The following is a 26,521-nucleotide window of genomic DNA, read 5'->3' as shown; positions in this document are numbered from 1 at the left end:
GTGCCGAGGCCGGGCAGACCGGCTCGTCCGGTCGCGCCGTGAAGGGACAGCATGATGAACGACCCGCTGAACACCCACAGCCGTGCCGGGTTCGAGGCCCTTGTGAACCGCCCGCTGCTCACGTCGATCTGGCGTCGCCGCACCCACCGGGTCAGCCGCGGCAGCTCGGTCGAGGCCGGTTCGATGAGCTGGGCCTCCACCGCACCACGAGCCCCGCTCACAGAGCTCGAAGAGGCCGTACTCATCGCCATCACGGGCTGCTCCGGCCTCACCATGCCGGACCGCCCTTTCGCCGACCCCCGCGACGGCAAGCCCATCATGGCCAAGCCGAACCTCAACATGGCCGGCCGGACCGCGGGCAGCCCCGACAACGCGCAGGGCACGCACTTCTTCCTGATCAACGACACCGGCACCTACTTCCTGCGCAACCTGCCCCCTGCATCCGACGGCGGGGCGGCGGCGTTCGACGCGGAGACCCTCTGCTCGCGCGCCGCCGAGGCGAAGGTGCGGGTGCTCGACCACCGCATCGACGTACCGGAAGGAAGGCGGGACTTCCCCGCCTACCTCGACTCGAACCGGTTCCTGTCGAACCTCCCGGGCAGCACCCTCCTCTTCCCCGTGGTGGACCTGTCACGGCAGTACATCAACGGGCTGATGTACCTGCTGACCCAGCCCGAGGGGGCACGGCCGGCGATCGTCGACGACCGGAACCTCTACCGCTCGGCGGGCGTGCGCAAATGGGTGAAGTCGGGGTTCCTGAACGAAGACATCAAGCTGCCCCTGGGCTTCATCTGGGCCATGCGCACGCAGATCGAGGCCGACCTGCTGCTCCAGAACCTCATGCTCACCGCCGACGCCATGGGTCTCGGAGCCTGGATCCACGCCTCGATCGCCCCGTCGATCATGCTGGGCGACCCGAGGTTCCGTCCCACCTACGGTCCCATGCTCGATTTCGACTGGACCACCCCACGGTGGAGACCGGCGGACCTCCTGCGCTGGCAGGTGCCGCTCCCGCGCTACGCGGACCTGAGGGCGACCGCCGTCGGCCTGCGGCACAACGGTGAACACCTCATCAAGGCGATGTGTCCGCCCAACTACGCCACCATGGGCGAGGCGGTCGACGCCGTCGTGGCGGGCAAGTTCGGGCCGACGGGCATCTACTCCGACGAGGGGTTGTTCGCCCGTATCTACCGGGGGGAGTTCGGCAGCCAGTACCTGCACGAGGCCAGCGACTACTCCGCCGACGTCATCGCGTGTACGCGGGACATCTGTACCTACATCTACGAGACTCACGGGCGGTTTCCCGCCCACTGCGACACGATCCACGTACCGGGCGTGTGGCTGCAGGCCCATCACCTCGAAAACGCCTACTACGAGCGGTACTTCCGCGACGGTCTGACCGAGGCCCACCGCACGCACGACGAGTACTGGCACGGGGAAGGGTGACAGGACCCTGCGGAACGGATCTGTCCGGGACGGTGACCGTCCCGGACAGTCCTGGGAACCCCTCGCGGTGCGGGGCCGTCAACCTCAGTCGAACCGTACGCAGATGGCCACCGGCAGTCTCGACGACCAGGTCTCGGTGCTGTGGTCGTACGCCACGGCATAGCCGTTGTTCCCGGGGGCGCAGGGAGCGGAGATGTTCGTCTCCAGATAGACGGCCCCGCCGGGGATACCGGAATTCGTCTTCGCGGTCACGGTGCCGTGGTACTTGATCTGGCCCGAGTTGAACTTGACGGCCACGTAGACCTTGCCGCCGAGGGTGAAGTTGCCACCGCCGATCTTGAGGTGGTTCCGGTAGGTGTACTGGAACAAGTAGAGGCCTCCAGGTGCCTTGTCCAGACTGGCCGGCGTCGACCGGACCTGGGTGGGCAGGCCGGCGGGTGCCGCGTCTGCCGTCGCCGTCGCCGTCGCCGTCGGTGAGACTCCGAGGCCGACCACGGCCAGCGCTGTTGCGGTTACTGCGAAGCGGCGCGACCAGCGAGATGCTGAGCGTGGGAACGTGTGCATGACTGCTCCTTAGGGCAGTTCGGAACCATCAGTCCTACGGGCGCACATTCAGGTGGACCTGCGGAGACCGCCGGATACGGGAAGAGCTGGTCAACGCGCCGCGGTTGCAGGCCTGGATGACGAAGCCGTAGTCACGGGACTGGGCGGTGAGGGTCCGAAGGAGGCATCGACTACGTCGCCGCACGAGGCGGCCCGGGGACGCTCGTACGGCATCGCTGCGGCAAGAACTCGACGACCCTTGGTGTCGGCGGCGTCCGCGCTCTGCTGCCTGGCGGAACGTCCGCATTCCCCGGGAGACAATGGTTCAAGCATATTCCGAACGGGTGAATTTCGCCTGGTGAGGCTACGTTTCTACGACGCGAGGCGTCCGGATCAGCCGGGCAGTCCGCCCACCTCGATGGGCGTCCCCGGCGGCGGCCACTGCCGACGGGAAGGGACCAGTCCCCGCAGGACCTGGAAGGCCCGGCGGCGCTTCCAGTCGTCCGGTGAGCGGAACTCGGCGATGAACGCGGCCGTGGACCTGCTGATGGAGCCCATCGCCTCGCCGCTCGCACCCGGATCCAGGAGCCTGTCGCAGTTGAACCAGGCCAGGCCCCGAGCGACCCGGATCCCGTAGCTGGTGAAGAGTTCGTCGTCGCGGATGAACAAACGGTCCAGTGAGCTCAGCCGACGGCAGTAGCGGGCGGCGATCTCGTCCTGGACCACGTCGACGGAGGAGGCCAGCAGGTCGTTCATGCGGTGGAAGTCGGCGATGCGGTGGTGTACGTCCTCGCGCGCGGCCAGGACCCGCAGCGCCAGCGGCAGATCGTAGGACATGTGCGCCATCATCGAGAAGAGCACCTCCTCCAGGACGTAGGAGTGCCGCACGGTCGAGGCGGCGTAGACGTCCCGCCAGGGTTTCGGGACGGTTTCCGGAAGATCTGCGGAGAGGACCTCCCCGCCGGGCCGGGCATCGGGGACGGGGCCCAGCCAGGTGTCGATGGCGTCCATCGCCGTGAAATAGGCCGCGGCGAGGGAGACGGACAGGTCGGCCACCCACTCGGGCGCCCTGAACGACAGGCTGTTCGCGCGCAGGCTGGCGGCGAGGTCGGAGGTGAGCCGGAAGTAGGTGTAGGCGAATACCGCGCGCGGGTCCCGCAGGGCGTCGTACCGCTCGACGCGGGCGGCGAGCTCCCCGACGACCCCGGCGACCTTCTCGGCAGCAGCGGCCGCGGCAGCGGCAGTCGGGTCCCCGGTCATGAGGCCCGGCGGGCGTTCTCCGTCGCCTTCGCCCAGTCACAGACGAGTTCCCCCGCCAGGCTCTGCCGGTCGGTTCCCACCCGGTACGTCGCCGTCCACGGGCTTCCCAGCAGCGGCATGTGGTAAGTGGACCCCATGCCGGAGGGCTGGATCTCCGCGGGGTAGGTGAACTTCCGCGTCAGGATGCCCGGCACGGGGCTGAACTGCTCGTTCGCCTCTACGGTGACGCCCCTGCCGTCAGGATCGAGCAGGTAGCGCTCCTTCAACAGGTACAGGGTCACCCCGAACTTGGAGACCCTGACCACGTTGTCGGCCACGCCGAAGGCGCCCGCGGACGGGGTGGCCACGATCGTCGACTCCAGCCGGGACGCGCCGGTCAGCCGCTGGGTGAGGGCCATCGCGACGACGAGCGCCCGGTTCCGCAGCCCGATGCCGCGGGTGTTCCGGAGGCGTCGCCACGAGGTGACCCGGAAGGTGAACTCCCCCTGCCACTCTCCGGCCCCCACGTCGAAGTAGTAGATGTGACTGGGGGAGGCTGAGCGGGACGGCGCACTGTTGTTCGTCACCCTGTGTAGGGTAGCGTCGACTGCGCGCACGGAACGTGAGTGGCAGGCGTGTCTCTCGGTCGGCCGTGTGGACCTGGCCCCGTGGACGACCGGCCGCAGGTCAGGGGAGCCCAGCCGGGGGCGACAGCGGCATCCCTACGGCTCGCACTTGCCGAAGGTGACCACGTAGGTGCCCGCCTGGCTCTGGTTGGCTCCGGCCGGGTCCGCCGCTCCGCCCCTGGACGCGGCACCCATGTCGGTCAGGGTGGGGTCGCGGATGATCTCGGCGTGGCCTTGCGTACTGATGTTCAGCCACCAGTTGACGGCCGCTTTCGGAGTGCCGGCTCCGCCCCACCCGTTGTACGCGATCTCGTGGCCGCTCCACGACCCGCCGTTCGCGCAGTAGCCGGCGTCCTTGATGCGGCGCCCGATCTGTTCATCGGCGCTTCCGGAAACCTTCGGGTTCTGGTGCGGATTCTTGCCCTTGCCCCACCACTTCTGGGTCAAGGAGGCGTTCAGGTGCGTACGGGCCGCCGACGTCAGCTCGGAGTTGAGCGGGAGTTCCGAGAGCCCGAGGCGCCGACGCTCGTCGTTGATCAGGCACATGGTGGCCAGGGTCTGGAACATGGTCCCGAAGCCGAAACGGCCCGGGTTGGCGGAAGGCGCTATGTCGTCGGCCTCGGGGCCCATCTGGGTGCAGTCCACCGGGGCGGCAGCGGTCGGGGCGGCGGCCGCCGGGACGAGCGGAACCGACAGGGCGACCGCGGCTGCGAAGGAGACGACGGCGGTGGCGCGCGGAATGCGGATTCTCATGGAGACTCCCTCCTCTCCCGCGTACCGGCACAGGAAGAGGTCCGGAACTGGAGGTGGTGGGGACGGCACGGTGCGCCGCCTCCCATGGTGCGCTCCACCGGGTGGCTCTGCCACTCGGCCCTACCCGGCCGCCCGGCGGCCGGGTATCGGCGGGGCGGGCTCCGCGGGTCAATTCGGTGGCAGACCGTCAACTCCCGGTAAGGGGCTGGCCGGCTCGGTCGTGGGGAACGCCCAGGCTGTGCTCCAGCACTTCCTCCCCCCGCCCCCCGCTACGGCTGAGACGCGTGCCCGGACCCGCGGCGCCTGACACCGCACCGCGCTGCGTGAGCGGGGCGTACCTCCGCGGCCTTGGTGCCGAGGTGGTGTCCGAGCGCCCGGTAGGCGTCGAACTGGGCGTGGTCGAACCACTGGTCGAAGGTGGCCTGGCGGGGGAAGGCCTTCTCCCGGAGGGCGTAACTGAGCAGCTCGTACGGCATGTCAGGGGTCAGACCGGCCTTCACGTAGATGATCGTCCCCTTTGTGGCGGCCGGTGTGTCGGGCGAGAACTGGACCCGTTCCGGGTACTCGATCGTGCCGCGCACCACGCAGGTGGCGGAGAACCGGGCGTTCAGGGAGGCCATCGGCGCCTCGGGCGCGAGCGGTTTCGCGCTGCCGGGTACCAGGTTCAGCAGATTCTGCCCCTCGTCATCGAAGGTGATCGTCACTCCGAGGTCCTCGTAGGCGAGTGTGATCGCCTGCGCGAGGGTGGTCGCCAGCGGCGGCGAGTCCCCCGAGGCGTCGATGACGTAGATGGTCCGGCAGCGGAGCCGGAGCATCTCGACCAGACCGAGATTGTCGAAGTGCCCGCCGTCGGTGCACAGCAGTAGGGGAGTGGTGTCCGAGTACCGGCCCACCAGCTCCTGGAGTTGGTACCGCAGCCGCCGTACCCGCGGCAGCCGCGGCATGATCCGGTTGGGCCCGTACGTCGCCAGTTCCGCGAGGTACAGGGGGTTGGGCACCCAGGTGCCGAGCCGCACGTTGGACAGCGCGAGCAGCCGCTCCATGAACATCGTCTGTGAGCCCATCGCGGAGGCGAAGGCCGCTCCGGACACGGCGACGGCGGACTGTACGGTCAGGTCGCGCCCGATCAGCGCCGGGGCCGTCTTCTGCAGAGTGCCGGTGCGAACCCAGCCCGTGTCGGGTCCGCCGCAGTAGTCGGAGGCGAAGGTGAAGGGCACGGCGGGCCGGCCGGGCGCGGTGCGGTTGCGCAGCGAGACGGCCGCGGAGGCGGCGAAGATGACCTGAGGAAAGCCCTCCACCTTCTGTGCGTAGGGGTTCAGCGGGGTCGGCTCGTTGTTGTAGTCGTACGGCAGGGCGCCGACCGAGCCGTCCTTCAACACCGCGCGGCGCACGGCGAAGGCACCGGCCAACCGCTGTCGGTAGAAGGGGTGCAGGCTGAAGGTGGTCTGGTCGATCACGAGCGTCAGCACGATCAGGGCGAGCGGCACCCCCCACTTCCACCCCGCGTGCCAGCTGCCCGCGTAGACGGCGGCCCAGGACATGAGGGCGAGGCCGAAGAACGCGACCAGGAGCAGCACCAGCCAGCACACCACGGCTTTCACCCAGCTGGTGCCGACCTGCGTGACGAGGGATGTGCCGCCCCTGGCGAGCGGACCTGCCTGCTCACCGTCCGGCTTCAGCTTCTTCACCGTTTTGGTGACCGCAATGAACCAGGTACCCACGGCGGTCGCCGCCGCCGTGATCGCGCCGAGCAAGGCGACTCCCGCCCCGCTGTCGTCCCAATACCCCCCCTTGTCGGCCTTGTGGGCCAGAGAGGCGAAGAACCAGATCACCGAAGGAAGGACGACCGAGTACACGGTGACCGCCAGCGCGAGGCCGGTGAGCGTGTTCACCGTGCTGCGCAGCCATGCGGGGCGGGACTTGCCGCTGCCGGCCCGCGTGAAGGCGTACCCGACGGACACCAGGCCGGCCAGGCCGAACAGGGCGAGGACGGGCTGCCAGGCGTTCGGGTACAGATCAAAGGACGAGTCGAACACCTCCCCTTCCGCCGCGAGGGGGCGGAGTTCGGTCAGCGGAACGTACGAGTAGAACTGGTGCAGGAACTGACCCGCCACGGTGAAGACCAGCGCCAGCATGCCGAAGGAGACGGCCATCCCCCGCAGCACCGCCCCCGCGGCGTTCAGCTTCTCCTTGGGCGCGTCCGCCAGGTACTTCGCGTGCCGGCGGATGTGGTCCTCCTCCGGGCTGCCCGGCGCGAACACATCCGCGGGTTGCGCGAGCCCGGGTCGCACCGAAGGGCTCCCGTCCGGGGCCCGGAGCCGGGCATCGGTCAGCGCCAGTTGGAAGGCCCCGGCGGTGTACCCGCCGCCGGACACCGACACCAGATACGTCGCCTTGAGCAATTGCCCGCGCAGTGCCTGCAGCGCGCCGAGGGCGACCGATGCCGACCGGATGCCGCCGCCGGAGACGCAGAAGCCGAGCTCCGCGGGCTGCCGACCGGGCGGCTGGTAGGCGCGGGTACGCCAGCGGGTCACCGCACTGTCCTTCGGGTTCTGGGCCTCGGTCTGGCGTGGTTGCGCCGGGTCGGGGGCGGTCCACTCGGTCCGGCGCTCCCAGTCGTGGGGCGCGGCAGGCGGGAGGATCACGTCCGGGTCGCTCCACTGGCTCTCCGTGCCGTCCACGAGCCGGTGGGCGTGGGCCACGACGGGACGGGGACGGTCCTCCCGCGCACTCCGCACGAAGGAGGGGTCCAGCACCCGGCGGCAGTAGAGGATGACGACGATCAGGATGGCCGCTGCCACCAGCGGGACGACGAGCGCCCATTTCAGCTGGGCGAAATAGGCCGCCCGCGTCAGGTCCGGTACCGGGTCGGCGGCAAGCCGGTTCAGAGCTCTCCAGAGGAAGATGTTCTCCACGCAGTCCGCTGCCACCGGCACGGCGGTGAGGGTGAGGGCGCGCCGGGCCCACAGCCGCGTGGACTCCCGGTAGAGGAAGAGGTGCCCGAGCCCGAAGGCCCCGGCCAGGGCCAGCGCGTACCCGGGAATGAACAGGCGCCAGTCGAGCACGAGGCCGTCCTGGAACAGCTTGTCCCCGCCCCCGCCCCCGCCTTCGACGCCCTTCACGACGGCGCGGGCCTCTTCGGCCGTCGCCGCGAACTGCAGGAGCAGTTCTCTGCTCCCTGCGGGCTTGTCCAGGAACGGCGGATCCACCGCGTACCAGATGATCATGCAGAGACCGGCGGTGAGCCCGAACAGACACAGCCCCACCGCCCAGCCCGGAATCTCTCGCAACCTCGACTGCGTCGGAGCATTCGGCATGTACGCAGAGTAGTCATCCGGACCCCGTCCCGACGTCATTCGTATCGGTGTTGTGGGCGTGGCCGGGTAGGGGAGTGTCTCGACACCAGCGCACGGGCCACGTCCTGTCCGTGAGACGGCGAAGCCGGGCAGGGGCTGTGGTGGATCGAGCCACAGGTTGGCTGTTCGTGGTGGCCGGCGGTTGGCCGGTGCCGGGGCCGTGCCGGTGGGTTCGGGCAGGGCTGTGAGGGTGTGGGTGGTGTGGTGGTCGATGCCGGCCAGGAGTAGCGGGAGGCTGCGGGTGGGCCGGGTGTGCCAGACCAGCGTGAGGTGGATGCCGGTGTGTTCTCGCAGGTGAAGGAGTTGCTGTAGTCGGTGTGCGGTGAGCCGGTGGGCGCGGGTGAGGTCAGGTCGGTGATCTGTAGGGCGGTGGTCCAGGCGCGGACCGCTGTCCAGGCGGGGGTGAGGGAGTCGGCCCAGGTGCCGTGGCCGGCCGGGGTGCCGAAGCAAGTTTTGCCGAGTGCGTGGAGGATGTCCTGGGCCAGGGCGGCGGGGGCTGTGGTGGCGGGTGTGGGGTCCACGGTGATTCGCCCGGCTGCGACGTGGTGTGAGGCCGGCGCCTGGGCGGTGACGGCTGGATGGTCGTCGGCGTCGATGAGGATGGTGACGGGCGGCGGTGTGGCAGGTGCCGGGCCTGCGCGGGTGGACGGGGGGCCGGTCCTCGGCATTACATGCCGCCGATTTTGCTGTAGACCCAGTGGATGAGGGGTTCGTCGACCTCGGTCAAGCTCTTCTTGCGCATCCCGGTCAGGACGTGGGCGGTGATGCATGCCCAGTTGCGGAAGCTGCCGTGGGCGGCCTGTTTGTCGACGGTTTCCATCAGAGCCGGAGTGACGGTGATGGAAGACGGGGATGGTCTGGAGGACCTCGGCACGTGAGAGCCGGGTGAACTCCTGCCAGACGTGGATGCGGGAGGCGAGCATCGGCTCGCGCAGCAGGACCTTGTAGCAGCCGTCGCAGCCGGCGAAGACCACGGCGATGTCGGTGCGCTTGTCGTCCCACAGGTGTCGCCAGTACTCGAAGGACGTCTTCTTCATCCACTGCGCCTCATCGCACACCAGGATCCGGAACTCCTCGGCGAGGGTGTCCTTGAGGAGGTTGTCGAACTCGATGGGCCGGATGGGAGGTTCTCCTGGGGGGCCGAGTGCGTTGAACAGTCCGTGGCGGATGTCGCGGGGTGTGGGGCCGGCGCGCAGTTCCAGGACGAGACAGTCGATGGACGCCGCCCGCAGGATGTTGTTGATGGTCAGCCCGGCGGGTCCGACGCCCAGGATGACGACCGGAAAGCGTTGCGGACGGCGGATCGGCGTGGGGAGCTGTGGAGGTCACTGGGACATTAGGTCGACGTGTGCTCCCAACGAGCAGAAGGATACCGCGATACTGTAGACGCCCTGATGACAGCGAGTGATCGGGTTGCCGACATGTCAGATCTGCTCCCCCTGGCGGCGCTGTCCGCCGCGGCGCTCACCGAGGGCGTCAGATTCCTCTACGACCAGGCGGGCGAACTGCTCAGAGCCCGTCGTGAGCGCCGCGCGGAGCAGTCCACCGTGGACACCCCGGCCGTCGTCGCCGAGCCGCCGGTCCTGCCCGTGGCCGCACCCGCCGTGGTGGAGCGGTTCTCCGAGGACCTGCGGGCGCTCCGGGCCGATCTGCACGAATTCGTATCCGGGGTCGACGAGATCGATCCGTCGAACGAGGCGCTGGTTCGCCGCGTCGACGCCCTGCGCGGCGTCCTCGAGGCCGTGTACGGCGTCTCCGTGACGTTCGACGGCGAGGCACGCCCTGCCGGCCCACCCCTGGTCCATGGGCGGATCGACGTCGACGCTGTGGCGGGCTACGTGGCGGCGGTCCGGGCCGACCGCGCCTCCGGGTGGATTCACGGTGACGTCCGGGCCGGCCGGGTCGAGGCGGGCGGCGAGGCGATCGGCGTCGACCTCCGCGACCAGCGGTGATCGTCCGATGGCGGGCAAGCGCGACGACGATGCCGGGCTGCTCTTCGGGGACCTGATCGCGGACCGCTCCACGGAGTACGTACCACGCCCGTGGTTGGTCCAGGACATCGAGCGGGCTCTGCCGGACGGCTCGACTCGCATCGTGCTCGTCACGGGCGAACCGGGCGCCGGCAAGACCAGCCTGCTCGCCGGTCTGGCCCGCGCCCACCCCGAGTGGCAGCACTACTTCATCCGCAAGGACAGCCGGACCGCGCTCGTCGGCAGTGACCTCCAGTCGTTCTTGCTCACGATCGGCCACCAACTCGCCCGTACCTGGCCGGAGTTGTTCGAGCCGCAAAGGCTGGAGGTCACCGTCGAACAGCACATCGGCGTAGTGGAGGCCGGGGCCAGGGCGGTCGGCATCCGCATCGACGACCTGCGTGCCTCGCCGTTCCAACGGACCGCGGCCCTGCGTGTGGAGCAGGACATCCTCCAGGTGTCGGGCAGCGCCCTGGGCGTCGAGATCGGCACCGCGACCGTGGAGCCACGGCTGCTCGAACCGGCCGTCCTCGCCCACCTCGCACTGATCGGTCCGGCGCAGGTGCTGCTGTCCGACGCGCCGGACGAGCGGATCGTGATTCTCGTCGACGCCCTCGACGAAGGCGCGCACGGGCCGGGCGCCACCCTGCTGGACTGGCTCGCCACGGGCCCGGAGCTACCGGCGAACGTCCGGGTCGTCGTCAGCTCGCGTCCGCATCCCGCACTCGACCGGCTCCGTGAGGCCCGGGCCGGGAGCGTCGCCGAGATCGCCATCGACCCGCTGTCACCACAGGTGCGGGACGACCTGCTCACGTACGCGGACCGCGAGCTGGCCTCGGTCACGGCCGCGAAGGCGCTGCGCGCGCAGGGACGCGACCCCGTCGCGTTCGCGCGCACGCTGGTCCAGCAGTCGAGCGGGAACTTCCTGTACCTGGCGATGTACCTGAGGGCCCTGCGCCAGGCGATCGAGGAGGGCGACGCGCCGCTCGCCGCACGCATGATGAGCGCCGATACCGTTCCGGGAGGCCTTCCCGGCCTGTACACGTTCTTCGTCGAGACCGCACGCGCGGACCTGGAACGGCTGGGCGTGTTCGACATCAGCGACCCCCTGACCCCCACAGATCTGGTCACCCCCGCCTGGGAGGGAGCCGCCCAGCCCCTCCTTGGCGTACTGGCGGTCGCACGCGAGCCCATGACCCCCGAACAGCTCCGCACCCTGACCGGGGTCCGGGTGTGGCCCCGCGCCGTCCGCACCGTCCTGGGTCGGATCCGCTGGCTGCTGTCCGTCCGGGACGGCCGGTACGCCTTCTACCACTCGTCGGTGGCCCAGTTCCTGACGGACCCACAGGTCAGCCGTGAGCACCCCGACTGGGGCATCGCCGAGCAGGAGTGGCACGAACGCATCGTGCGGCACTACCGGGCCGGGGCCCAGTCCTGGGCGGACGTCGACTGGTCGGCGGTCGACCGATACGGCCTGGCCCACCTCGCCCACCACCTCGTCCAATGCCGGTCCGCGATCGCCGCCGAGGTGCCGGAACTGGTGTGTCCGGGGCTGCGCCTGGCCGGCCGGGCGGCATTCGGCTCCGACAGGCACTTCACCAGGGTCGTCGAAACGGCTGCCGAGCACCTGGTCGACGCCGCTCCCACGGCGTCGGACACTCCGACGATGCTGTTCCTGGCCACGATGCGGCGCCAGCTGCGGCGCGCGACCTCCATGGCGGCGCCCGCCGTGTACGGCCTGCTGGCCCGGCTCGGCAGGGTCGACGAAGCCATGGCCCGGCTGAGCGCGATGGCGCCGTCCGAACATCAGATGGCCGCTCTGCTCGAAGTGCACCGTCACACCGCGCACCCGGTACACCGGGCGGCCGTACGGGAGTTACTGGGCGAGGCCGCGTCGGCGGCACCGCTTGTCACCCACGACTTTGCACGCGGCTATATGGAGGAGGCGGCCCGCACGCTCGCTCCCCACGACCTCCGGCTGGCCCTGCACCTCTGGGAACGGGCACAGCACGGGTCCACCGACCCCCGCCCGACGCGGTCCAGCGTGCGGCGGCCGACGCGGCCGACACCGGGGACGCGATCGAGCACGTCTCATGGATGACCGCCGGCCGTGCCGGGGCATACCTCGACCTGGCGGACCGGGCCCGCGGCGAAGACCGGGACGAGCTCCTGGCGTGGACGGAGCGCGCACTCGGTCACGCCACCCCCGCGGAACGCCTGCCCGGACTCGTGCGCCTCGCGGCCGCCCGGCACGACACCCACCCCCACCATGCCGACCACCTCGTCGAACAGGCCCTCCACGAACTGGCCGAGGCCTGGCCCGGAGAGGACCCCGCCCTGGCCGACGCGGCGGCCGAGGCGGCCGAACACGCCGCCGGCCCGTACCCGCCGATGGCGCGACAACTGCTGCGGAGCTTCGACACGGCTGAGGTGAACGACCGCGTCGTCGACGCCTTCTGCAGCGCGGCCCGTACCTGGGCGGCTCTCGACGACCTCCCCGCCGCACGCGGACTGATCGAACGCGTCCTGGGATTCAGCAGCGACGTCTCGTACAGGATGAAGGCCGCAAAGGTGCTGGCCACCTTCGACCCCGAGGCGGCGACGGCGGTGATCGAAGCCGCCTGCGCCGCGGTGCCTCCCGAGCCGTCCGCGCGGGACATCCTCAGCCGGTTGGACCACGACGGCGACCTGCAGACGCTCGCCGAAAACCTGACCGACCACGCCCCCGACCGCGCCGCAGCCTACGCCCGCGCGATCGAGACCACCCAGTGGCAGCCGCCCTTCGAGGACCGCTACTCGGCGCTCACCCTCGTCGCCCACCGGCGTGCCGACGCCGGGGACCTGGCCACCGCCCGGTCGATCATGGACGAGGCACTGCACGCGGCCGAGCAGGCACCGCCCGTCGCAGACCCGGAGCTGTGGGGCTTCTACCACCTTGCCGGGGAAGGGAGCGACGCGGCCTCGGGGAGCCCCATCAGCGACGCCGCGGCCGAGTGGCCCATGGTCTTCAACCACACCAACGACTGGCATCGACTAGTCCAGCAGCGCTTCTACACCGATCCGTCGGACTTCCTGCGCGCCATGTCGCCCAGCACCTGGTCGGTCGGCCATCCGTTCTCCTGGGCCCGCACGGTCCGCTGCTTCGCCGAGGCCGTCGCCGTACGGGACCTGGGCCGCGCCCGCACCCTCGTGCACGCCCTGACCGACCCCGGTGAGCTGGCCGTCGGACTCGCCGGGCTCTTCGGCACTGCCGCGGCCGTGGCGGACCAGTCGACGGGCGACCGGCTATGGGAAGAATTCGGGGAGGCGTACACCGCGATCCCCTCGTACGAGTGGAACCTGACGCAGCAGGAGGACGGACCGCTGGCCTACGTGCGTCCGGACCTCCGGAGCAGGTTCGAGGCCGCGGTCCGGCTCACGCCGTGGGAGGCGGACCCGGCCATGGCCCTCCTCCGCGCCGACGGCACCGCGTACCTGCTCACCATGTTCCACTTCGCCTTCGCCGCGGACGCCTCGCGCCGTTACGCAGCCGACGTGATGAACGGCCGGCAACCGTATCCGGTGTTCGCCCACACGCACCGGTCCCTACTCAAAGCGCCCTCGGACGTCCACGGGCCGCTGCTCACCGGGGTCATGCAGGCCGCGGCCATCGTCAACGAGCACCTCGCGACCGCCCACGGCGCTCCCCCGTCCGTCGCGTCCCTGCCGGTCCTGGAGGACGAGCTGTACACGGCCTACGCGGATCTGGCCCTGCGCGGCCCGGAGGCCTGCGCCGCCCGGCTGCGGCCCCTGCTCCGAACACCCAGGCTGCCAGCCGTGGCGGCTCTGACGGCCCGCGCAGCCGAGATCTTCGGCGCCGACCACGCGTCCGTGAGCGCGCTGTCCGCCGATGTCGTCGCAGCGGCGGAACGGGCCGAACCTGTCCAGTACGCGGTCACGATGCTGCAGCTGGCGCGGTCCCCGGTCACGACCCACCTGGTCGACGCGGAGCAGCTGCTCGAGCGGACGCTCGAACTCTCCGGCAGCCACCCCCTGGAACGCGTGGAGCGTGACGAGGTGCTGCGTGAGCTGTTCGGCATCCTCCTCGGCAGACACCCAGAGGTCGCGCTGCGGCTGCTGTACGGCCAGACCGCGACCAGTTGGGCCATGGCGACCGCGATGCTCGAGAACGCCGTCGCCCCACTTCTCGACGCCTTGGGCCCGGATGCCCCGTTCCTGCTCCACCGGGCCCTGCGGCGTGCCGTCGCCTGCACCTCCGCCCCGGGCGACACCGAGACGCCGTCGATCGACGGTGTCCGTACGGCACTCGGCGAGTGACCAGGACGGGCGGTCCCGGACGGGTGGTCCCGGACGGGTGGTCAAGGCCGCAGGCGGGTCAGCCACTGCCACGTCGCGCCCGGAGGATCCTGCGGTGGGCGCGGGCGCGTCCGGGTCGATGTCGAGGCTTTACGCCAGGTCCGGCGAACAAGTCCCCCGCTAAGTCCCGCATTCCGAAGGCGATCGTGCCGGACCATGCGGCCGCGGCCGGGACGGGCTATGGCAGCCGGGCGCGGACTAGGTAGGACAAGCTCAGCGCGCATCGGCGCGATGGTCAGGCCCTCGGACCACAGTGCGCCAGCCACGGCCGAAGTGGTGGGGCTCTGTAGGCCCGCCTCCGCCCAGCGCGTCGGGTTCGACGCCCGCGGCGAGGAGTTCGGCGACGAGAGCCGCGTCGCCGTCCTCCGCCGCACGTCCGAGCCGCTCAACGTGGCACGCGATGCTCGGCCGGCTCGACTGACCCACCCCGCAACGGACCGGATGTCAGACGACAAACTCAGGGCCTGGCGTACCAGCCGTTCTCGCCGCTGCCTTCCGACGGGTCGTACGACTGGTGCAGTCCGATCAGCGCGGCCACCAGTCGGGGGTCCCAGCTCCCGTCGAGGACCCGGTACTCGTCCGCGACCCCCCGGAAGACGAGGTGCGCCTGACGTGAGGAGTCGCGCCAGATCACCCTGCGGGGCTTGCCGAAGGCGTCGTCGCCCTCGCCGAGCAGGGACAGGATCAGCCACACCAGGCTCACGGGCAGGCCGACGGGCCACCACACCGCCCACCAGAACAGGCGCCCACGGAAGCCGCGCACGGAGTGTCCGGTCACCGACTCGACGGTCCAGCGCGCGCGGGCGCCGCGCAGGGCGCGTCCGCGCCGGTACGTGATCCGGCCCAGCGGGGCGCCGTATGGGTCGTCGACGCGGTAGACGGCGGGGCGTCCGCTCACGCGCGAGCCTGTCTCCTCCGTCGACACCCGGGCGATCGCGGTCTGGCCCTCACCGACGACGTCGAAGGTACGGGCGGAGGGGTGCACGGCTACTCCGTGGCCGTCGGACACGCGGCAGAGCAGCCCGATGGCGAAATGCCCTTCGTGTCCCGCCCCGTCGCCGTGGCGGACGACGACCGGCAAGGACGTCCCATACCGCACGTTGTACGTCATCCGCCCCTGGGCCACGCTCTGTCCTTCCCCCGCGTCGCCGCACGGCGGCGCTTCCGCCCTCATGATCTCATTCGCCGTTCAGGCACACCCGGAGGGGAACGCCCGGGCCGCGAAGAGCCGCTCCACGCGCCCCGTCGGGCACTCCCCAGGGCCTGCACCGGTTGGAGAGGAGACGCACTGACGCTGACGGCCAGTACGCGTCGAGGGTCTGGTGCGTGATGCGATCCTCGCGTCCCTGGCGTGGCCGGGCATCGCGGCCGCGATGGGCCGCCTCGACGCGAAGGGCATCGATGTGGCCCGGATCCTGACCGACGCGCATGCGGCGGGGTCGGCGTGGACCAGGCCGTCGCCGCCGTAACCGCGGCCGCCACCCAGGCACCCGCGCCCGCCTCGGCCGCGAATGCCGCTCCGGCCCCTGCTCCCGCTCCGGGGCTGGCCGGTGCCCGGGTCCCCGCGCCCGCCGCTGCGCCCACACCGGCCGCGCCTGCCGCGCCGCCGGTGCGGGAAGCCGTCGATCCGTGGGCGCCGCCCGCGAGCACGGATGCGAAGCGTTCGTGGGGACCGTTGACCGAAGGCTTGAGCGTCCCGCGCGACCTCGATCTCGGCGACCGGGCGAAGGCGTTGGAGCATCTCGGGGTCAACCGGCTTGCGCACGCCACGATCGTTGCGACGGTCAAGGACGTGCTGCCGGAGCAGGAGGTGGGCCTCCTGGTCGGCTCCCGTCAGCGGCCGTTGTTGGCGGCCCGCATGGAGCAGGTCCGCGAACGCGGGGGCACCAACCTCCTCGGCGCGCACCTTGCCCCTCTCGGCGAGAACACCTTGTGGAAGGAGGGTCCGTCCCTCCGCTGTGGTGGGCCGCCTCGTGGACGCGACCCTCCACTCCCTGACGGCGCCACCGTCCGCGCCCGCGTCCCGGGCCCGGGTCTCCCCGGCCGCGGCCCGCTCACTGGCAGCAGGCTGCGCCTGCCAGGGGGCGGGGTACCGGCGGTGACGGTGGCGGTCCCTTACTCGGTGGCGGATGGCGACGGAAGTGCCGCCTTTGCCCCACACGCCTCTCACGCCCGTATAGGCCTGCGATGGAGCAGCGTCGGCCGTCTGGTCCGTGACTGCTCGGTGCCGAGCGGACGTGGGGCCGGTTGGGTAGACCCGCATGTTCCCGTCGGGTACCGCGCTATGAGCGTGAGCGCGGTCGTCCGGTCCTGCTCAGTCACCGATCCCTGGCCGGGTCGTTAGCCGGTCATGAACAAGATCCATTCATTCGGAAGGGCCGTGGCTGCCGTCGGCGGTGCCATCGCGCTGCTCACCACGCTCACCGGCTCCGCCTCCGCCGCAGACGGAGAGTTCGCCTACGCCAGGTTCGACGACGGGACCTCGAGCGCGCTCGTCGCCCCAGCAGATGATGCCTGCCTGCCGCTGGACGGCGGAGCGGTCCACGCGGCCAACGACACCGACGCCACCGCCTTCCTGTACGCCGACGTGAGCTGCAAGCAACTGCTCGCCCTGGTGGCTGTTGGAGCCGCCTGGGACGCGGTGGGTCCGCCCGTGCAGCCGGCCCAGGGCGTACGGTTCAGCTCCAGCTAAGCCCTCGTGCGCTGCTGCCTCTCCTCATGCTGCGCCCTGCCCGTGGGCGCAGCATGAGGAGGCACTCCCGGGGTCGCGCTCAGGCGGACTAAGTGGCCGCTGCGCGCTGCCTGTGGTGGTGCGTTTGGTGTGCGTTGCGTGGTGACAGCGGGTTGCGGTGACGGGGTGACAGCTTCGTGCGGCCGGGGCGGAGTTCGGCCGCGAGGGGTTGGCGATAGGTCTTCAGCGGTTGTACCCGGGCCTTCTTCAGTACGGCGACAGCGTGTTCACCAGCGGAACGACACAGCTTTTCACCTCGACACGAAGCTCTGACTTCACGCTGAGAGCCTTCTGTCGCCGGACGGTGAGAGTGCGCAGTTCCACCGATCGCCGACACACGTGTCGTTGGTCAGTGCATCTGGGCAGTAGTCATGCTTGTGACCTGGGGTTGTGTAGTTTGGTTGAGCGGCTTGGTGGTACCGATGGCTCGTTGAATCTGCGCAGGGTCGGGGGTCGTCGGCCGTCTGGCCTGGGTGATTCTCGGTCTGGGGTGTGGCTGTGCAGGTTGTTTGGTCGTTGCGCAGTCCTACTGGTCCTCGGGATGTGGCCAAGGGTGGGCTGCTGGCCTCGGGCTGTGGTCGCGGCCAGGGGGGTGGACCGGTGGGCGGGGTTCACCGCCCGTCCGGGCCGCCGAGCGGCGCGGTGAACCGCGGCCGCCAGCCTTCCTCCGTCAGCACCACCAGCTGGACCGCCGCCGCACGGGTGCGCAGCGGCAGCAGGCTGCCGATCGCAGCGCGGACATGGGCGGCGGCTGTCGGGTTGTCCGCACCCATAGCGACCGTGACATGGGCGGCGGGCCGCGCCCCGAAGCGGCCCCTGTACGGGCGCAACCCGGGCCACTGGGCGCGGAACGCATCGACGATCGGTTGGAGTTCCGGAACGGTGACGGCGACGAAGCCGGACGCCGTCACGACCTCCTCCAAGAGCAGATCAGCTGCCGGAAAACTCGCCGCCAGGGAACGCACACCCTCCTCGTCCTGACCTGCCAGCGCCGATTCCGGCACGAATGGGTAGAGGAGCGAGACGTGCGCCGGCACCCCACGACGCACCAGAGCCGGATCGATACGCCACGCCGCATCGAGGAGCGGGGCGGCATCGGGCAAAACAATGACGACGGCACTGGTTCCTGGCTCTGGCACTCCACCATCATCGCAGGCCAGGTGGCCGACCGCGGCCGTGGTGGCGGGGTTCTGCCTCCAGATCGGGGGCGGGTTCCTGGCCGGCAACGCCCTGCCGCGCCGCCTGCTGAAGGTGCCTGTGAATGGGTGCGCTGGTGGCACCGGGTGAGCGTCAGCCAGGTCGAGGGGGTTGTCCCTGCTCCTGCTCTGCAGGGGTTGTGATCATGGCTGTCATGGGGTGAGCAGGCTGCTGTCATGAGGCGCCTCGTGGGAGGTGGTCGGCTGCCACCAGCGCGCCCATTCACAGCGTCACGCCGCCCGCGAGGCGGGCGCCGGGTGCGATCTCTCGGTTTCGTGTCAGTGAGATGGGTGTCAGTGGTGAGTTTCTGCGGGTGTGGATCGGGGTGCTGGACAGGGGGATGTTCTTCCTGTCGTGCTCACTGTCGCGAACGTGAGAGGGTCCCGGGCCTCGATGACCTCCGCCAGGCAGGCCGCAGTCGTGGCCGCCGAGAATGAGGAGCGGCGGGCGGGCCAGGCTGCCCGTGAGCGCGCCGATGACGGCCAGGGCCATCCCCGGGGCACGGTGCCGTTCGCCGCGACGACTCGCCCAGTCTGCCGGGGCGGGTCAGGTGCGGGGTTCCCAGCGGAAGCGGCGAGCGGCGATCCAGGCGAAGAAGGCCGTCCAGGCGAGGGAGAGCGCGCAGCGTGCGAGGGAGTCCAGGGCGGTCAGCTCGCCGGTCCATCCCGTACGGATCAGGTCGACGGTGGCCGACATCGGGGCGTACAGCAGGGCATCACCCACCGGCTCGGGCAGTACCTCGCGCGGCAGGTGGATTCCGGCGACCATGGGCAGGACGAAGAGCGCCGGGAGCGTGGCGACCAGCGCGGATTCCACCGTCCGGCACAGTGCGGCCGTGGCTGCCGCCATCGCTGAACCGGCCCCGCTGAGCCCCTGGCTCCGCGTCCCCCACGGGCGCCCGGTCCGGACACGCCCGGACCGGCCCCGCCGACCTGTCAATGGTCACGGCGTCGGCAGGCAGTGGAAGTGCCTGCCGACACCGGCCACTGTCCGATTTATCAGATCTATGGAGAAAACACCATGTCGATCCTCATGGACAAGATCAACGCCGTCGAGATCCAGGCGTCGGGCGACGCCTATGCCCCGGTGATGGCGACCCCGGCCGCCTTCGTCGCGGGTGCGGTCGCGGGCGCCAAGGTGAGCGGCGCCTTGGTCGCCGCCGCCGGTGTCGGAGCGGCCGTGGCCTCGGCCAAGAAGTAGCCAATCTTCCGAGGGAGCCGGCCCGCACCACTGGGCCGGCCCCCTCGGGGACCAACAGCCTCGCAATCAGGAACAGATGATGTTGTCACGTCTGCGCAGACCGGCCGAAGCAGCGTGTGCGAAACCGCTCACCACGGCCGAGCGGCTGTCCGCCGCCACCCACCTACTGTCCAGCCTCGAATACATGGTGCGTCGGTCCGACCGCGAACACGGCGGCCTGAACGACTGGACAAGAGCCCGCCTACGACATGGTCTTCGACTACGAGAAGGTGACCGCGTGACCGCGCCGCCGCAGTACGGGACGGCCGTGGCCTCGGTCTATGACTCCCTGATCGCTCCAGCCATGCCCGCCGGGCAAGCCGTCGAGCGGCTGCGGCCGTCCGTCACGGGAGCCCGGGTCCTGGAGATCGGTGTGGGGACCGGTCGGGTCGCGACGCCCGTGGCGGCCTTGGCCGCCGAGCTGGTCGGCGTGGACAACTCACGGCCGATGCTGGAGGAGTTCGCCGCAAGCCGCCGCCCCCGAACGTCTCGCTCGTCGAAGCCGACTTCGGCCTGCCGCTACCGGTCACCGGCATCTTCGACGCGGCCTACTCCACCATGGGGTCGCTCGCCTGCGTACGCAGCCCTGACGAGCTGACCATCGCTCTCGTCCACATCCACGAGGTCCTGGTGCCGGGCGGCTCGCTGTCATTCGAATACTACGCGTCGAGCGTGTACCGGCCACTCGCCGATCAGGGCACCTTCACCGTGCCCACCCCGCACCACGGCGGCACCACCACATTCACCGTCACGCTCGACGACAGGGACCTGCTCACCATGGGCACACGCGTCGACGAGCAGGGCAGGCCACCGGTCGAGTTCAGCGAGCAGGTACTGCTCATCGGCCGCGAACAGGTGGAGAACTGCCTGGACGCAGCCGGTTTCACGCTCGGCTCCTTCGATCCGTCCGAGGGACTCCAGCCCTACGACTGGTACACCACACACCGCACCACGTAACAGAAGCAGGGGATCAGCAGTGCTGACAGCAAGCCGTGCGGCCTGGTTCGCCACCGCGTTCGCCTTCGCCGTCCCGGCGACCGTGATCATGTTCCGCTCCGAAGGCACCCTCACCCGGGAGACATGGGTGAAGGCCCTCCTGTTCGCCGCGTCGATCGCCGCCGTCGCCGCGATCGTGCTGGGCAAGGGCAAGCCGTGAACATCTCCGTCCTCGTCCGGCGCCACCGCCTGCTGCTCGGCCTCGGCGTCCTGCTGGGCCTGGCGGGAACCGCCGCCACCCTGCTCCAGCCGCTCCTGATCGGCGACCTCATCGGAGCGGTCGCCCACGACGAAGACCTGACCTGGTCCATCGCGTGGATCGGCGCGCTGTTCGCAGCCGACGCGCTGCTGGCCGCCGCGCACTTCTACCTGATCGGCCGGGCCGGCGAGAACATCGTCCTCGACATGCGCACGACCCTCACCGGTCGACTGCTGCGTTCCCAGATCCGTTCCTTCAACAAGCTCGAACACGGCGACGTTTTCACCCGCACCCTCGCCGACACCTCGCTGGCCCGGGTCGCCCTCTCCTCATCCGTCGCCCAGCTGATCACCGCAGGGTTCACCACCGTCGGCTGCATCGTGGTGATGGCCTGGATCGACTGGCGGATGCTACTCGGCACTGTGGGCTGGCTGGGCGTGGCTTCCGCACTGGCGCTGCTCATCGCCCGCGCGGTGCGCCAGGCCGCCGTCGCCAACCGCGACGACACCAGCGCCTACGGCTCCGGGCTGCTGCGGGCCCTCGGCGCGCTGACCACCGTCAAGGCCTCCCGGGCCGAAGGCCGGGAGGCCGAACACCTGCGGGACCTCGCCGACACGGCCCGACTCAGCGGCATCCGCGTGACCAAACTGTCGGCGCTGCTGATGCCCGCCATGAACGTCGGCACACAGGTCTCCCTCGCCGTGGTGATCGCATGGGGGATGGCGCGGACCGCCACCGGTGATCTGCCCGTCGCGGACCTGACCGCATTCATCATGTACCTCTTCTACCTGGTGTCCCCGCTGGTCATGTTCTTCATGGCGCTCGGCGAGCTCCAGCAGGGCCGAGCAGCCATCAGCCGGGTCACCGAACTCGGCGCCATCGAGCAGGAGCCGGACCCGCAGAACCGCCCCGGGCCCGCGCACGCACCCCGGTCCGGGAGGCGGCCCGGGAACCGGCCCGGGCCCGGTACGGCCTCGATCGCCTTCGAGGACGTCACGTTCGGATACGACGCCGCCACACCCACCGTTCACGGGCTGTCGTTCGAGCTGCCCGCCACCGGGGTCACCGCGATCGTCGGCCCGTCCGGCGCCGGCAAGACCACCCTCTTCCAACTCGTCGAGCGCTTCCACACCCCCGACCGGGGCACGATCCGGCTCGACGGACAGGACACCGCCGCCATGCCGCTGGAGCAACTCCGCTCCCGCATCGGCCTGGTCGAGCAGGAAGCCCCCCTGATGCGCGGCACCATTCGCGACAACCTCACCTACGCCCGTCCCGACGCCACTGACCGCAACGTGGCCGAGGCGCTGCGTGCCGCCCACCTGCCCAGGTCGTAGACGCCCTCCCGGACGGCCTGGACACCGAGCTCGGCGAAGGCGGCACCGGGCTCTCCGGCGGCGAGCGCCAGCGGCTGGCCATCGCCCGTGCGCTGCTCACGCAGCCCGACGTGCTGCTGCTGGACGAGGCGACGTCGAACCTCGACTCCGATTCCGAGACCGCCCTGCGTGACGCGCTCACCAACATCGGCACCCACTGCCAGGTTCTGACCATCGCTCACCGGCTGTCCACCAGCGTGGGGGCAGACGAGATCCTCGTCATCGAGGACGGACGGCTGCGGGCCCGCGGCACCCATGCCGAGTTGATGGACACCGACACCACCTACCGGCGCCTCGCCGGCCACCAGCTCAGCCCGGCCGGAGCCGGCCGATGAGCGAGGCCGCGATCGTCGGCACCGGCCCGAACGGGCTGGCCGCCGCCGTCACCCTGGCCCGGGCCGGGCTGCGGGTCACCCTCTTCGAGATGGCCGACACCATCGGCGGCGGCCTGCGCACCGAGTCCCTCTTCGACTCCGAGGTCGAGCACGACATCTGCTCGGCCGTCCACCCGATGGCCGCAGCGTCGCCCTACTTCCGCCGGTTCGACCTGCCCGCCCGCGGCGTCCGCCTGCTACAGCCAGAAATCCCCTACGCCCATCCCCTCCCGGGCGGCCGGGGTGTCGCCGCCTGGCGCAGCCTCGCGCGGACCGCCGCGCACCTGGGCGCCGACGGGGTCCGCTGGACCCGGCTGATGGGTCCGCTCGTCACCCGGTCGGCGGGGGTCGTCGACCTGCTCCTGTCGGACTTGCGCACCCCGCCCAGCGACCCGATCGCGCCCCTGCTGCTCGGCCCGCGGGTGCTGGCCCACGCCGGGCCCCGCAGCCCGTTCGTGACGCAGGAGGCCAAGGCGCTGCTGACCGGGGTGGCCGCGCATGCCGTCGGGCGACTGCCCACGCTCGCCTCGGCCGCGGTCGCCCTGCTGCTCGGGCACACCGCGCACAGCACTGGCTGGCCCCTGCCGGAAGGCGGCAGCGCCCGGATCGCCGAGGCGCTGGCCGCGGACATCACCGCCCACGGCGGGACCTTCCACACCGGCCACCGGATCCGCGACCTCGCTGAACTCGACCGGTTCCCGCTGGTCATGCTCGACACCGGGGCCAAGGAGTTCCTCGCCCTCGCGGGTGAGCGGCTGCCTGCACGCTACCGCCGGAGTCTGGAGCGATTCCGTCCCGGCCCCGGCGCGGCCAAGGCGGACTTCCTCGTCTCCGGGCCCCTGTGGCGCGATCCGCTGATGGGCCGGGCGGGAACCGTCCACCTCGGTGGCACGCACGACGCGATCGTCCGCCAGGAGAACGCCGTCGTGGCCGGGGACCGCGGTACCGTCCCGTTCACCCTGGTCGTGGACCCGGCCGTGACGGATCCCTCCCGCGCCATCCGCGGCAAGCGGCCGGTGTGGGCCTACGCCCATGTACCCCACGGCGACGTACGGGACCCGGTCCCCATGATCCGCGAGCACATCGAGCAGTACGCGCCGGGGTTCGGCGACACGGTGATCGCCGCCCGCGGACGTCCGGCCGCCGCGTACGAGACGTACAACCCGAACTACGTCGGCGGCGACATCGCGGCAGGGGCCATGACCCTGCGGCAGAGTCTCCTGCGGCCCACCGCCCGCTGGGACCCCTACAGCACGCCGCTCCCCGGGGTGTACCTGTGCTCGGCCGCCACCCCGCCCGGGCCGTCCGTACACGGCATGTGCGGGCACCTCGCCGCGCGTTCGGCCCTCCGCCGCCAGTACGACGTCCACGACTGCCCCGACCTCGCCCCCCGAGGTCGGGAACCACACGGGACCGGAAATCCGCGGTCCACTGCTGAGAGGAACACGACATGAGCGGGATCGACCCGAAGGACCTGGACGAGGCCATAGCCAGGAGCTTCAAGAGGCTCCAGACGGCAGTCGCCACACACAGCGAGCAGAGCATTCACATGTACAGGCAGGCCCTGTTGGCCCTGGTCCAGCTCCGCGCGCAGGTCGCGACGAAGTAGCGAGACACTCCGAGCGCCTCCACGGCTCGGCGGGTTTCCGCCACCGGGGCGCGAACCTCCCTCGCCGAACTCGGCGTCGATCGACGATCGGATTTCCGCGATGTTGAGCAGAAGCACTGGTCAGTGGGGTGGAGGCCGGTCTTGCGGTGTGTTCTGTCACTGTCGGGCGTTGAGAGATCAGGGGCGTCGGTACTGTCATCAAGCGGTATGTGTGCAAGTCGCGCACTGTCACGAAATTGAGAGATCGCAGTCAGGCGGTGTCGTGGCTGCTGGTGCTGGAGGAGTTCGGTTACTTCTGAACCACCTGCCCCACGACCACCTCAGGTTTGCCGCCAAGCGCTGGTTGGGCGGCCAGCGACAGCCCGGTGCGGGCGACCCGGCTCCAGCCAGCCGTGGACCCACGGCGGCGACGTCCCGGCCATGCTCAGTGACGGCCGCTTCTCCGGGCCCGCCCTCGACTTCGCCAAGTCCCGCAGCGCCGCCACCTCGTCGACCGCAACCTCTTGCCCAGTGGGCCGGCGGATCTCGCCCCTTGAGGGAACTCCTGCGTGCCGTCCCCCCGCCCCGCACACTCACCGCACTCTCCTGACTTCCGCGAGCTCGGCTCAAGAGCTCGGGCTGTTCCAGGTGGCGGTGATGTCTTCCGCGACATCGCGGAGGAGTTCGAGGAACACGTCCACCAGGGGGGTGAGGGTGGTGTCGGCCGAGGCCACCGCTCGGAGCCGGCGGTGCGGTGCCTGCCGGACCAGTTCGCGGTGCGTGGTACCGGGAACCCCAGTCAGGGCCAGTCGGGAGACCAGCGCGACGCCGACGCCGGTGCCGACGAGGGCCTGCGCGACGTCGTAGGACTCGGTCTGGAACCGCACCTGCGGACTGAAGCCGGCGGCGTTCGCGACCCGGTCGAACTGGTCGCGGGCGGGATGGCTGGCCCGGATGGCGACCCAGGACTCGTCGCGCAGCTCTTCCAGGCGCAGGGCGGTGCCGGGCGGGCGTCTGGCGACCAGCGGGTGGTCGTCGGGGAGGACCACGACCATCGGGTCCAGCAGCAGTGGGTGCACCGAGACCTGCGGGGGCGGGGTGAACGGCGTGCCCCACGTGGCGATGATCGCGACGTCCAGGCGCCCTGCGGCGACCTCGTCCTCGCCGCGCCCGGACACCACGTCCACGACGGTCACGTCCGCGTCCGGATAGCGGTGCCGCAGAGCCGTCAGGGCCCGTGGCAGCAGATGCAGGGCGGCGGCCTGGAACGTGCCGATCCGCAGGCGCCGCGACAGGTGCCCCAGCAGGGCGGACAGTCCCGTCGCGGCCTTGTCCGTTTCTTCCTCGACGACCCGTCCGTGGGCGGCGAGCAGCGCGCCGGCCTCGGTGAGTACGGCTCCGCGTGGCCCGCGGAGCACCAGAGGGGCACGCCAGTCACGCTCTGCCCTGGCCAGTTGTTGTGTCACTGCGGGCGGGGTGAGCCCCAGGGCGTGAGCTGTCGCCGTCAGGGAGCCGTTCCGCTCGATCAAAGCGAGGAGTCTGAGCTGTCCGGGGTCTGCGGGCATTCATGAATCTTAATGCCCGGTGCCGAATCACTAACTTCTCCGACAGTCGGCCGCCGGGCAGCCTGAAGGGCGCAGCACAGCGACCCGCGACCCCCGACACCGCGATCCGAAAGGCCCTGACGTGCGCACCCGTCTGCCTGTATTCCTCATCACCACCTGGCTGTTGGCGATGCTGCCCGGCGCCAGTCTCGCGCTCATGACCCGGCAGACCCTGGAGGGTGGCCTGCGCGTGGCCCGGGCCACCATCGCCGGTAACGCGACCGGGCTGCTGATCTGGTCCACCGCCGCCTCGGCCGGGCTGTCGGCCGTTCTACTGGCCGATCCCACCGCATACGCCGTGGTCCGCGTCGCCGGCGGAATCGTACTGATCGTCCTCGGGGTGAATACCTTGCGAGCCGCACAGGGGGCCGCCGCCCCTCATCCGACCACCGGCGACGGGCCCGGGAACCGCCTCTGGCGCGGGTACACCAGGGGTCTGGGCACCAACTTGGGCAACCCCAAGGCCGGCGTCTTCGCCGTCTCCGTGCTGCCCCAGTTCGTCACGGCCCAGGGCCCGGTACTCGTGTCCAGCATCGCCCTGGGCGCACTGTGGGCGCTCGTCACCGCCTGCTGGTACGTGCTGTTCACCTGGGCCGTCAGCCGGGGCCGTGCCCTGGTGTCCAGGCCGGCGGTCCAGCGCGGACTGCGGGCTGTGACAGGGTTCGCGCTGCTCCTGCTCGGTGTGACGGTGGCCACAGGAATGTGAGACCGTGTCCAATGTGGTGAGGCGAACGAGATCAACTCTGAAGCCAAGAGCGGAATTCTCGGGCTGAGCACCGTAGATGGAGACCTGATCGGGCTCAACCTGTTGTCGAACGGAGACGGAGATCCTTTCGGCGACGACGAATGATGACGGGGCCCGTTGAGGTTCCCCACCCTGCTGGCGCGAGAGCCTCGGGTCACTAAACCTTGATCCACCGACTGGATT

24 protein-coding genes and 2 pseudogenes are annotated in these 26,521 nt (G+C 70.5%); 15 read left to right on the top strand and 11 right to left on the bottom strand.

Translation table 11 applies throughout. The annotated features are described in order from the left end of the window. The first annotated feature begins 54 nt into the window (after positions 1-54). Positions 55-1,446 carry a hypothetical protein gene (locus J7F03_RS10205; protein WP_214948376.1) on the top strand — a complete coding sequence of 464 codons (1,392 nt, stop codon included), beginning with the start codon at positions 55-57 and terminating at the stop codon, positions 1,444-1,446. A gap of 84 nt (positions 1,447-1,530) precedes the next feature. On the opposite strand, the gene J7F03_RS10200 is transcribed toward J7F03_RS10205, so the two are convergent. From J7F03_RS10200 to J7F03_RS40930, 7 genes and pseudogenes are all read right to left on the bottom strand, one after another. After that, positions 1,531-2,010 carry a hypothetical protein gene (locus tag J7F03_RS10200; protein WP_214948375.1) on the bottom strand — a complete coding sequence of 160 codons (480 nt, stop codon included), beginning with the start codon at positions 2,008-2,010 and terminating at the stop codon, positions 1,531-1,533. A gap of 372 nt (positions 2,011-2,382) precedes the next feature. Continuing rightward, complete coding sequence (locus tag J7F03_RS10195) at positions 2,383-3,249, bottom strand: DUF5995 family protein (RefSeq protein ID WP_214948374.1); 867 nt, start codon at positions 3,247-3,249, stop codon at positions 2,383-2,385. Further along, positions 3,246-3,815 (bottom strand): hypothetical protein, encoded by a 570-nt coding sequence (locus tag J7F03_RS10190; protein WP_214948373.1) that lies wholly within the window; start codon positions 3,813-3,815, stop codon positions 3,246-3,248. Before J7F03_RS10190 ends, J7F03_RS10195 begins: the two co-directional genes overlap by 4 nt. A gap of 135 nt (positions 3,816-3,950) precedes the next feature. After that, on the bottom strand, positions 3,951-4,607 hold the full coding sequence (locus J7F03_RS10185; protein ID WP_214948372.1) for a CAP domain-containing protein: 657 nt from the start codon (positions 4,605-4,607) through the stop codon (positions 3,951-3,953). A gap of 269 nt (positions 4,608-4,876) precedes the next feature. Then, positions 4,877-7,924 (bottom strand): hypothetical protein, encoded by a 3,048-nt coding sequence (locus tag J7F03_RS10180; protein ID WP_214948371.1) that lies wholly within the window; start codon positions 7,922-7,924, stop codon positions 4,877-4,879. A gap of 706 nt (positions 7,925-8,630) precedes the next feature. After that, on the bottom strand, positions 8,631-8,783 hold the full coding sequence (locus J7F03_RS10175; RefSeq protein WP_214948370.1) for a hypothetical protein: 153 nt from the start codon (positions 8,781-8,783) through the stop codon (positions 8,631-8,633). Positions 8,784-8,958: 175 nt separating this feature from the next. Continuing rightward, positions 8,959-9,159, bottom strand: a pseudogene (locus J7F03_RS40930) (ATP-binding protein); the annotation flags it as partial. Between the two features lie 225 nt (positions 9,160-9,384). On the opposite strand from J7F03_RS40930, the gene J7F03_RS10165 reads away from it, so the two are divergent. Genes J7F03_RS10165 through J7F03_RS10155 form a run of 3 tightly spaced genes read left to right on the top strand, consistent with a single transcriptional unit; the run spans position 9,385 to position 14,250 of the window. Beyond that, positions 9,385-9,915: a hypothetical protein gene (locus J7F03_RS10165; protein WP_214948369.1), complete on the top strand. Its 531-nt coding sequence runs from the start codon at positions 9,385-9,387 to the stop codon at positions 9,913-9,915. Between the two features lie 7 nt (positions 9,916-9,922). Next, positions 9,923-12,034 (top strand): ATP-binding protein, encoded by a 2,112-nt coding sequence (locus J7F03_RS10160; RefSeq protein ID WP_214948368.1) that lies wholly within the window; start codon positions 9,923-9,925, stop codon positions 12,032-12,034. Continuing rightward, a complete protein-coding gene (locus tag J7F03_RS10155) occupies positions 12,031-14,250 on the top strand; it encodes a hypothetical protein (RefSeq protein ID WP_214948367.1) in 2,220 nt (739 codons plus the stop codon). Before J7F03_RS10160 ends, J7F03_RS10155 begins: the two co-directional genes overlap by 4 nt. A 496-nt stretch (positions 14,251-14,746) precedes the next feature. Here the strand turns inward: J7F03_RS10155 and J7F03_RS10150 are convergent, their stop codons facing one another. Beyond that, positions 14,747-15,415, bottom strand: coding sequence for a hypothetical protein (locus J7F03_RS10150; RefSeq protein ID WP_214948366.1), 669 nt, complete (start codon positions 15,413-15,415; stop codon positions 14,747-14,749). Positions 15,416-15,611: 196 nt separating this feature from the next. On the opposite strand from J7F03_RS10150, the gene J7F03_RS10145 reads away from it, so the two are divergent. Then, positions 15,612-15,758 carry a hypothetical protein gene (locus J7F03_RS10145; protein ID WP_214948365.1) on the top strand — a complete coding sequence of 49 codons (147 nt, stop codon included), beginning with the start codon at positions 15,612-15,614 and terminating at the stop codon, positions 15,756-15,758. 911 nt (positions 15,759-16,669) lie between these two features. After that, positions 16,670-16,981, top strand: a complete 312-nt coding sequence (locus J7F03_RS10140; RefSeq protein WP_214948364.1) for a hypothetical protein — start codon at positions 16,670-16,672, stop codon at positions 16,979-16,981. 650 nt (positions 16,982-17,631) lie between these two features. Here J7F03_RS10140 and J7F03_RS10135 read toward each other — a convergent pair. Together J7F03_RS10135 and J7F03_RS10130 are read right to left on the bottom strand one after the other, a co-directional pair. Next, positions 17,632-18,159, bottom strand: coding sequence for a 2'-5' RNA ligase family protein (locus J7F03_RS10135; RefSeq protein WP_308379320.1), 528 nt, complete (start codon positions 18,157-18,159; stop codon positions 17,632-17,634). Positions 18,160-18,763: 604 nt separating this feature from the next. After that, the gene (locus tag J7F03_RS10130) at positions 18,764-19,066 is read right to left on the bottom strand and encodes a hypothetical protein (RefSeq protein ID WP_214948363.1); all 303 of its coding nucleotides are present in this window, start codon (positions 19,064-19,066) and stop codon (positions 18,764-18,766) included. Positions 19,067-19,237: 171 nt separating this feature from the next. Between J7F03_RS10130 and J7F03_RS10125 the strand changes: the two genes are divergently transcribed. The 8 genes and pseudogenes from J7F03_RS10125 to J7F03_RS10100 all read left to right on the top strand — a co-directional run bounded on the left by J7F03_RS10125 (position 19,238) and on the right by J7F03_RS10100 (position 24,010). Continuing rightward, positions 19,238-19,417: a hypothetical protein gene (locus tag J7F03_RS10125; RefSeq protein ID WP_214948362.1), complete on the top strand. Its 180-nt coding sequence runs from the start codon at positions 19,238-19,240 to the stop codon at positions 19,415-19,417. A gap of 597 nt (positions 19,418-20,014) precedes the next feature. Then, on the top strand, positions 20,015-20,413 hold the full coding sequence (locus tag J7F03_RS10120; RefSeq protein WP_214948361.1) for a hypothetical protein: 399 nt from the start codon (positions 20,015-20,017) through the stop codon (positions 20,411-20,413). A gap of 19 nt (positions 20,414-20,432) precedes the next feature. Beyond that, positions 20,433-20,612 carry a hypothetical protein gene (locus tag J7F03_RS10115; protein ID WP_214948360.1) on the top strand — a complete coding sequence of 60 codons (180 nt, stop codon included), beginning with the start codon at positions 20,433-20,435 and terminating at the stop codon, positions 20,610-20,612. After that, positions 20,609-21,988: an ABC transporter ATP-binding protein gene (locus J7F03_RS10110; protein ID WP_308379318.1), complete on the top strand. Its 1,380-nt coding sequence runs from the start codon at positions 20,609-20,611 to the stop codon at positions 21,986-21,988. Before J7F03_RS10115 ends, J7F03_RS10110 begins: the two co-directional genes overlap by 4 nt. A gap of 17 nt (positions 21,989-22,005) precedes the next feature. Continuing rightward, positions 22,006-22,065 (top strand): annotated as a pseudogene (locus tag J7F03_RS40925) (hypothetical protein); the annotation flags it as partial. A gap of 33 nt (positions 22,066-22,098) precedes the next feature. Further along, positions 22,099-22,362, top strand: a complete 264-nt coding sequence (locus J7F03_RS40920; protein ID WP_251071699.1) for an ABC transporter ATP-binding protein — start codon at positions 22,099-22,101, stop codon at positions 22,360-22,362. After that, positions 22,359-23,855: an NAD(P)/FAD-dependent oxidoreductase gene (locus J7F03_RS10105; protein WP_214948359.1), complete on the top strand. Its 1,497-nt coding sequence runs from the start codon at positions 22,359-22,361 to the stop codon at positions 23,853-23,855. Before J7F03_RS40920 ends, J7F03_RS10105 begins: the two co-directional genes overlap by 4 nt. Further along, the gene (locus J7F03_RS10100; protein ID WP_214948358.1) at positions 23,852-24,010 is read left to right on the top strand and encodes a hypothetical protein; all 159 of its coding nucleotides are present in this window, start codon (positions 23,852-23,854) and stop codon (positions 24,008-24,010) included. Before J7F03_RS10105 ends, J7F03_RS10100 begins: the two co-directional genes overlap by 4 nt. A 605-nt stretch (positions 24,011-24,615) precedes the next feature. Here the strand turns inward: J7F03_RS10100 and J7F03_RS10095 are convergent. Then, positions 24,616-25,554 (bottom strand): LysR family transcriptional regulator, encoded by a 939-nt coding sequence (locus tag J7F03_RS10095; RefSeq protein ID WP_214948357.1) that lies wholly within the window; start codon positions 25,552-25,554, stop codon positions 24,616-24,618. A gap of 121 nt (positions 25,555-25,675) precedes the next feature. Here J7F03_RS10095 and J7F03_RS10090 point away from each other — a divergent pair, with 121 nt between their 5' ends. Further along, positions 25,676-26,299 carry a LysE family translocator gene (locus J7F03_RS10090; protein WP_214948356.1) on the top strand — a complete coding sequence of 208 codons (624 nt, stop codon included), beginning with the start codon at positions 25,676-25,678 and terminating at the stop codon, positions 26,297-26,299. Positions 26,300-26,521 lie beyond the last annotated feature (222 nt).

This window comes from Streptomyces sp. ISL-43 (genome assembly GCF_018614195.1).
Lineage (GTDB): Bacteria > Actinomycetota > Actinomycetes > Streptomycetales > Streptomycetaceae > Streptomyces.
This window is presented reverse-complemented; position numbering and strand designations above follow the sequence as displayed.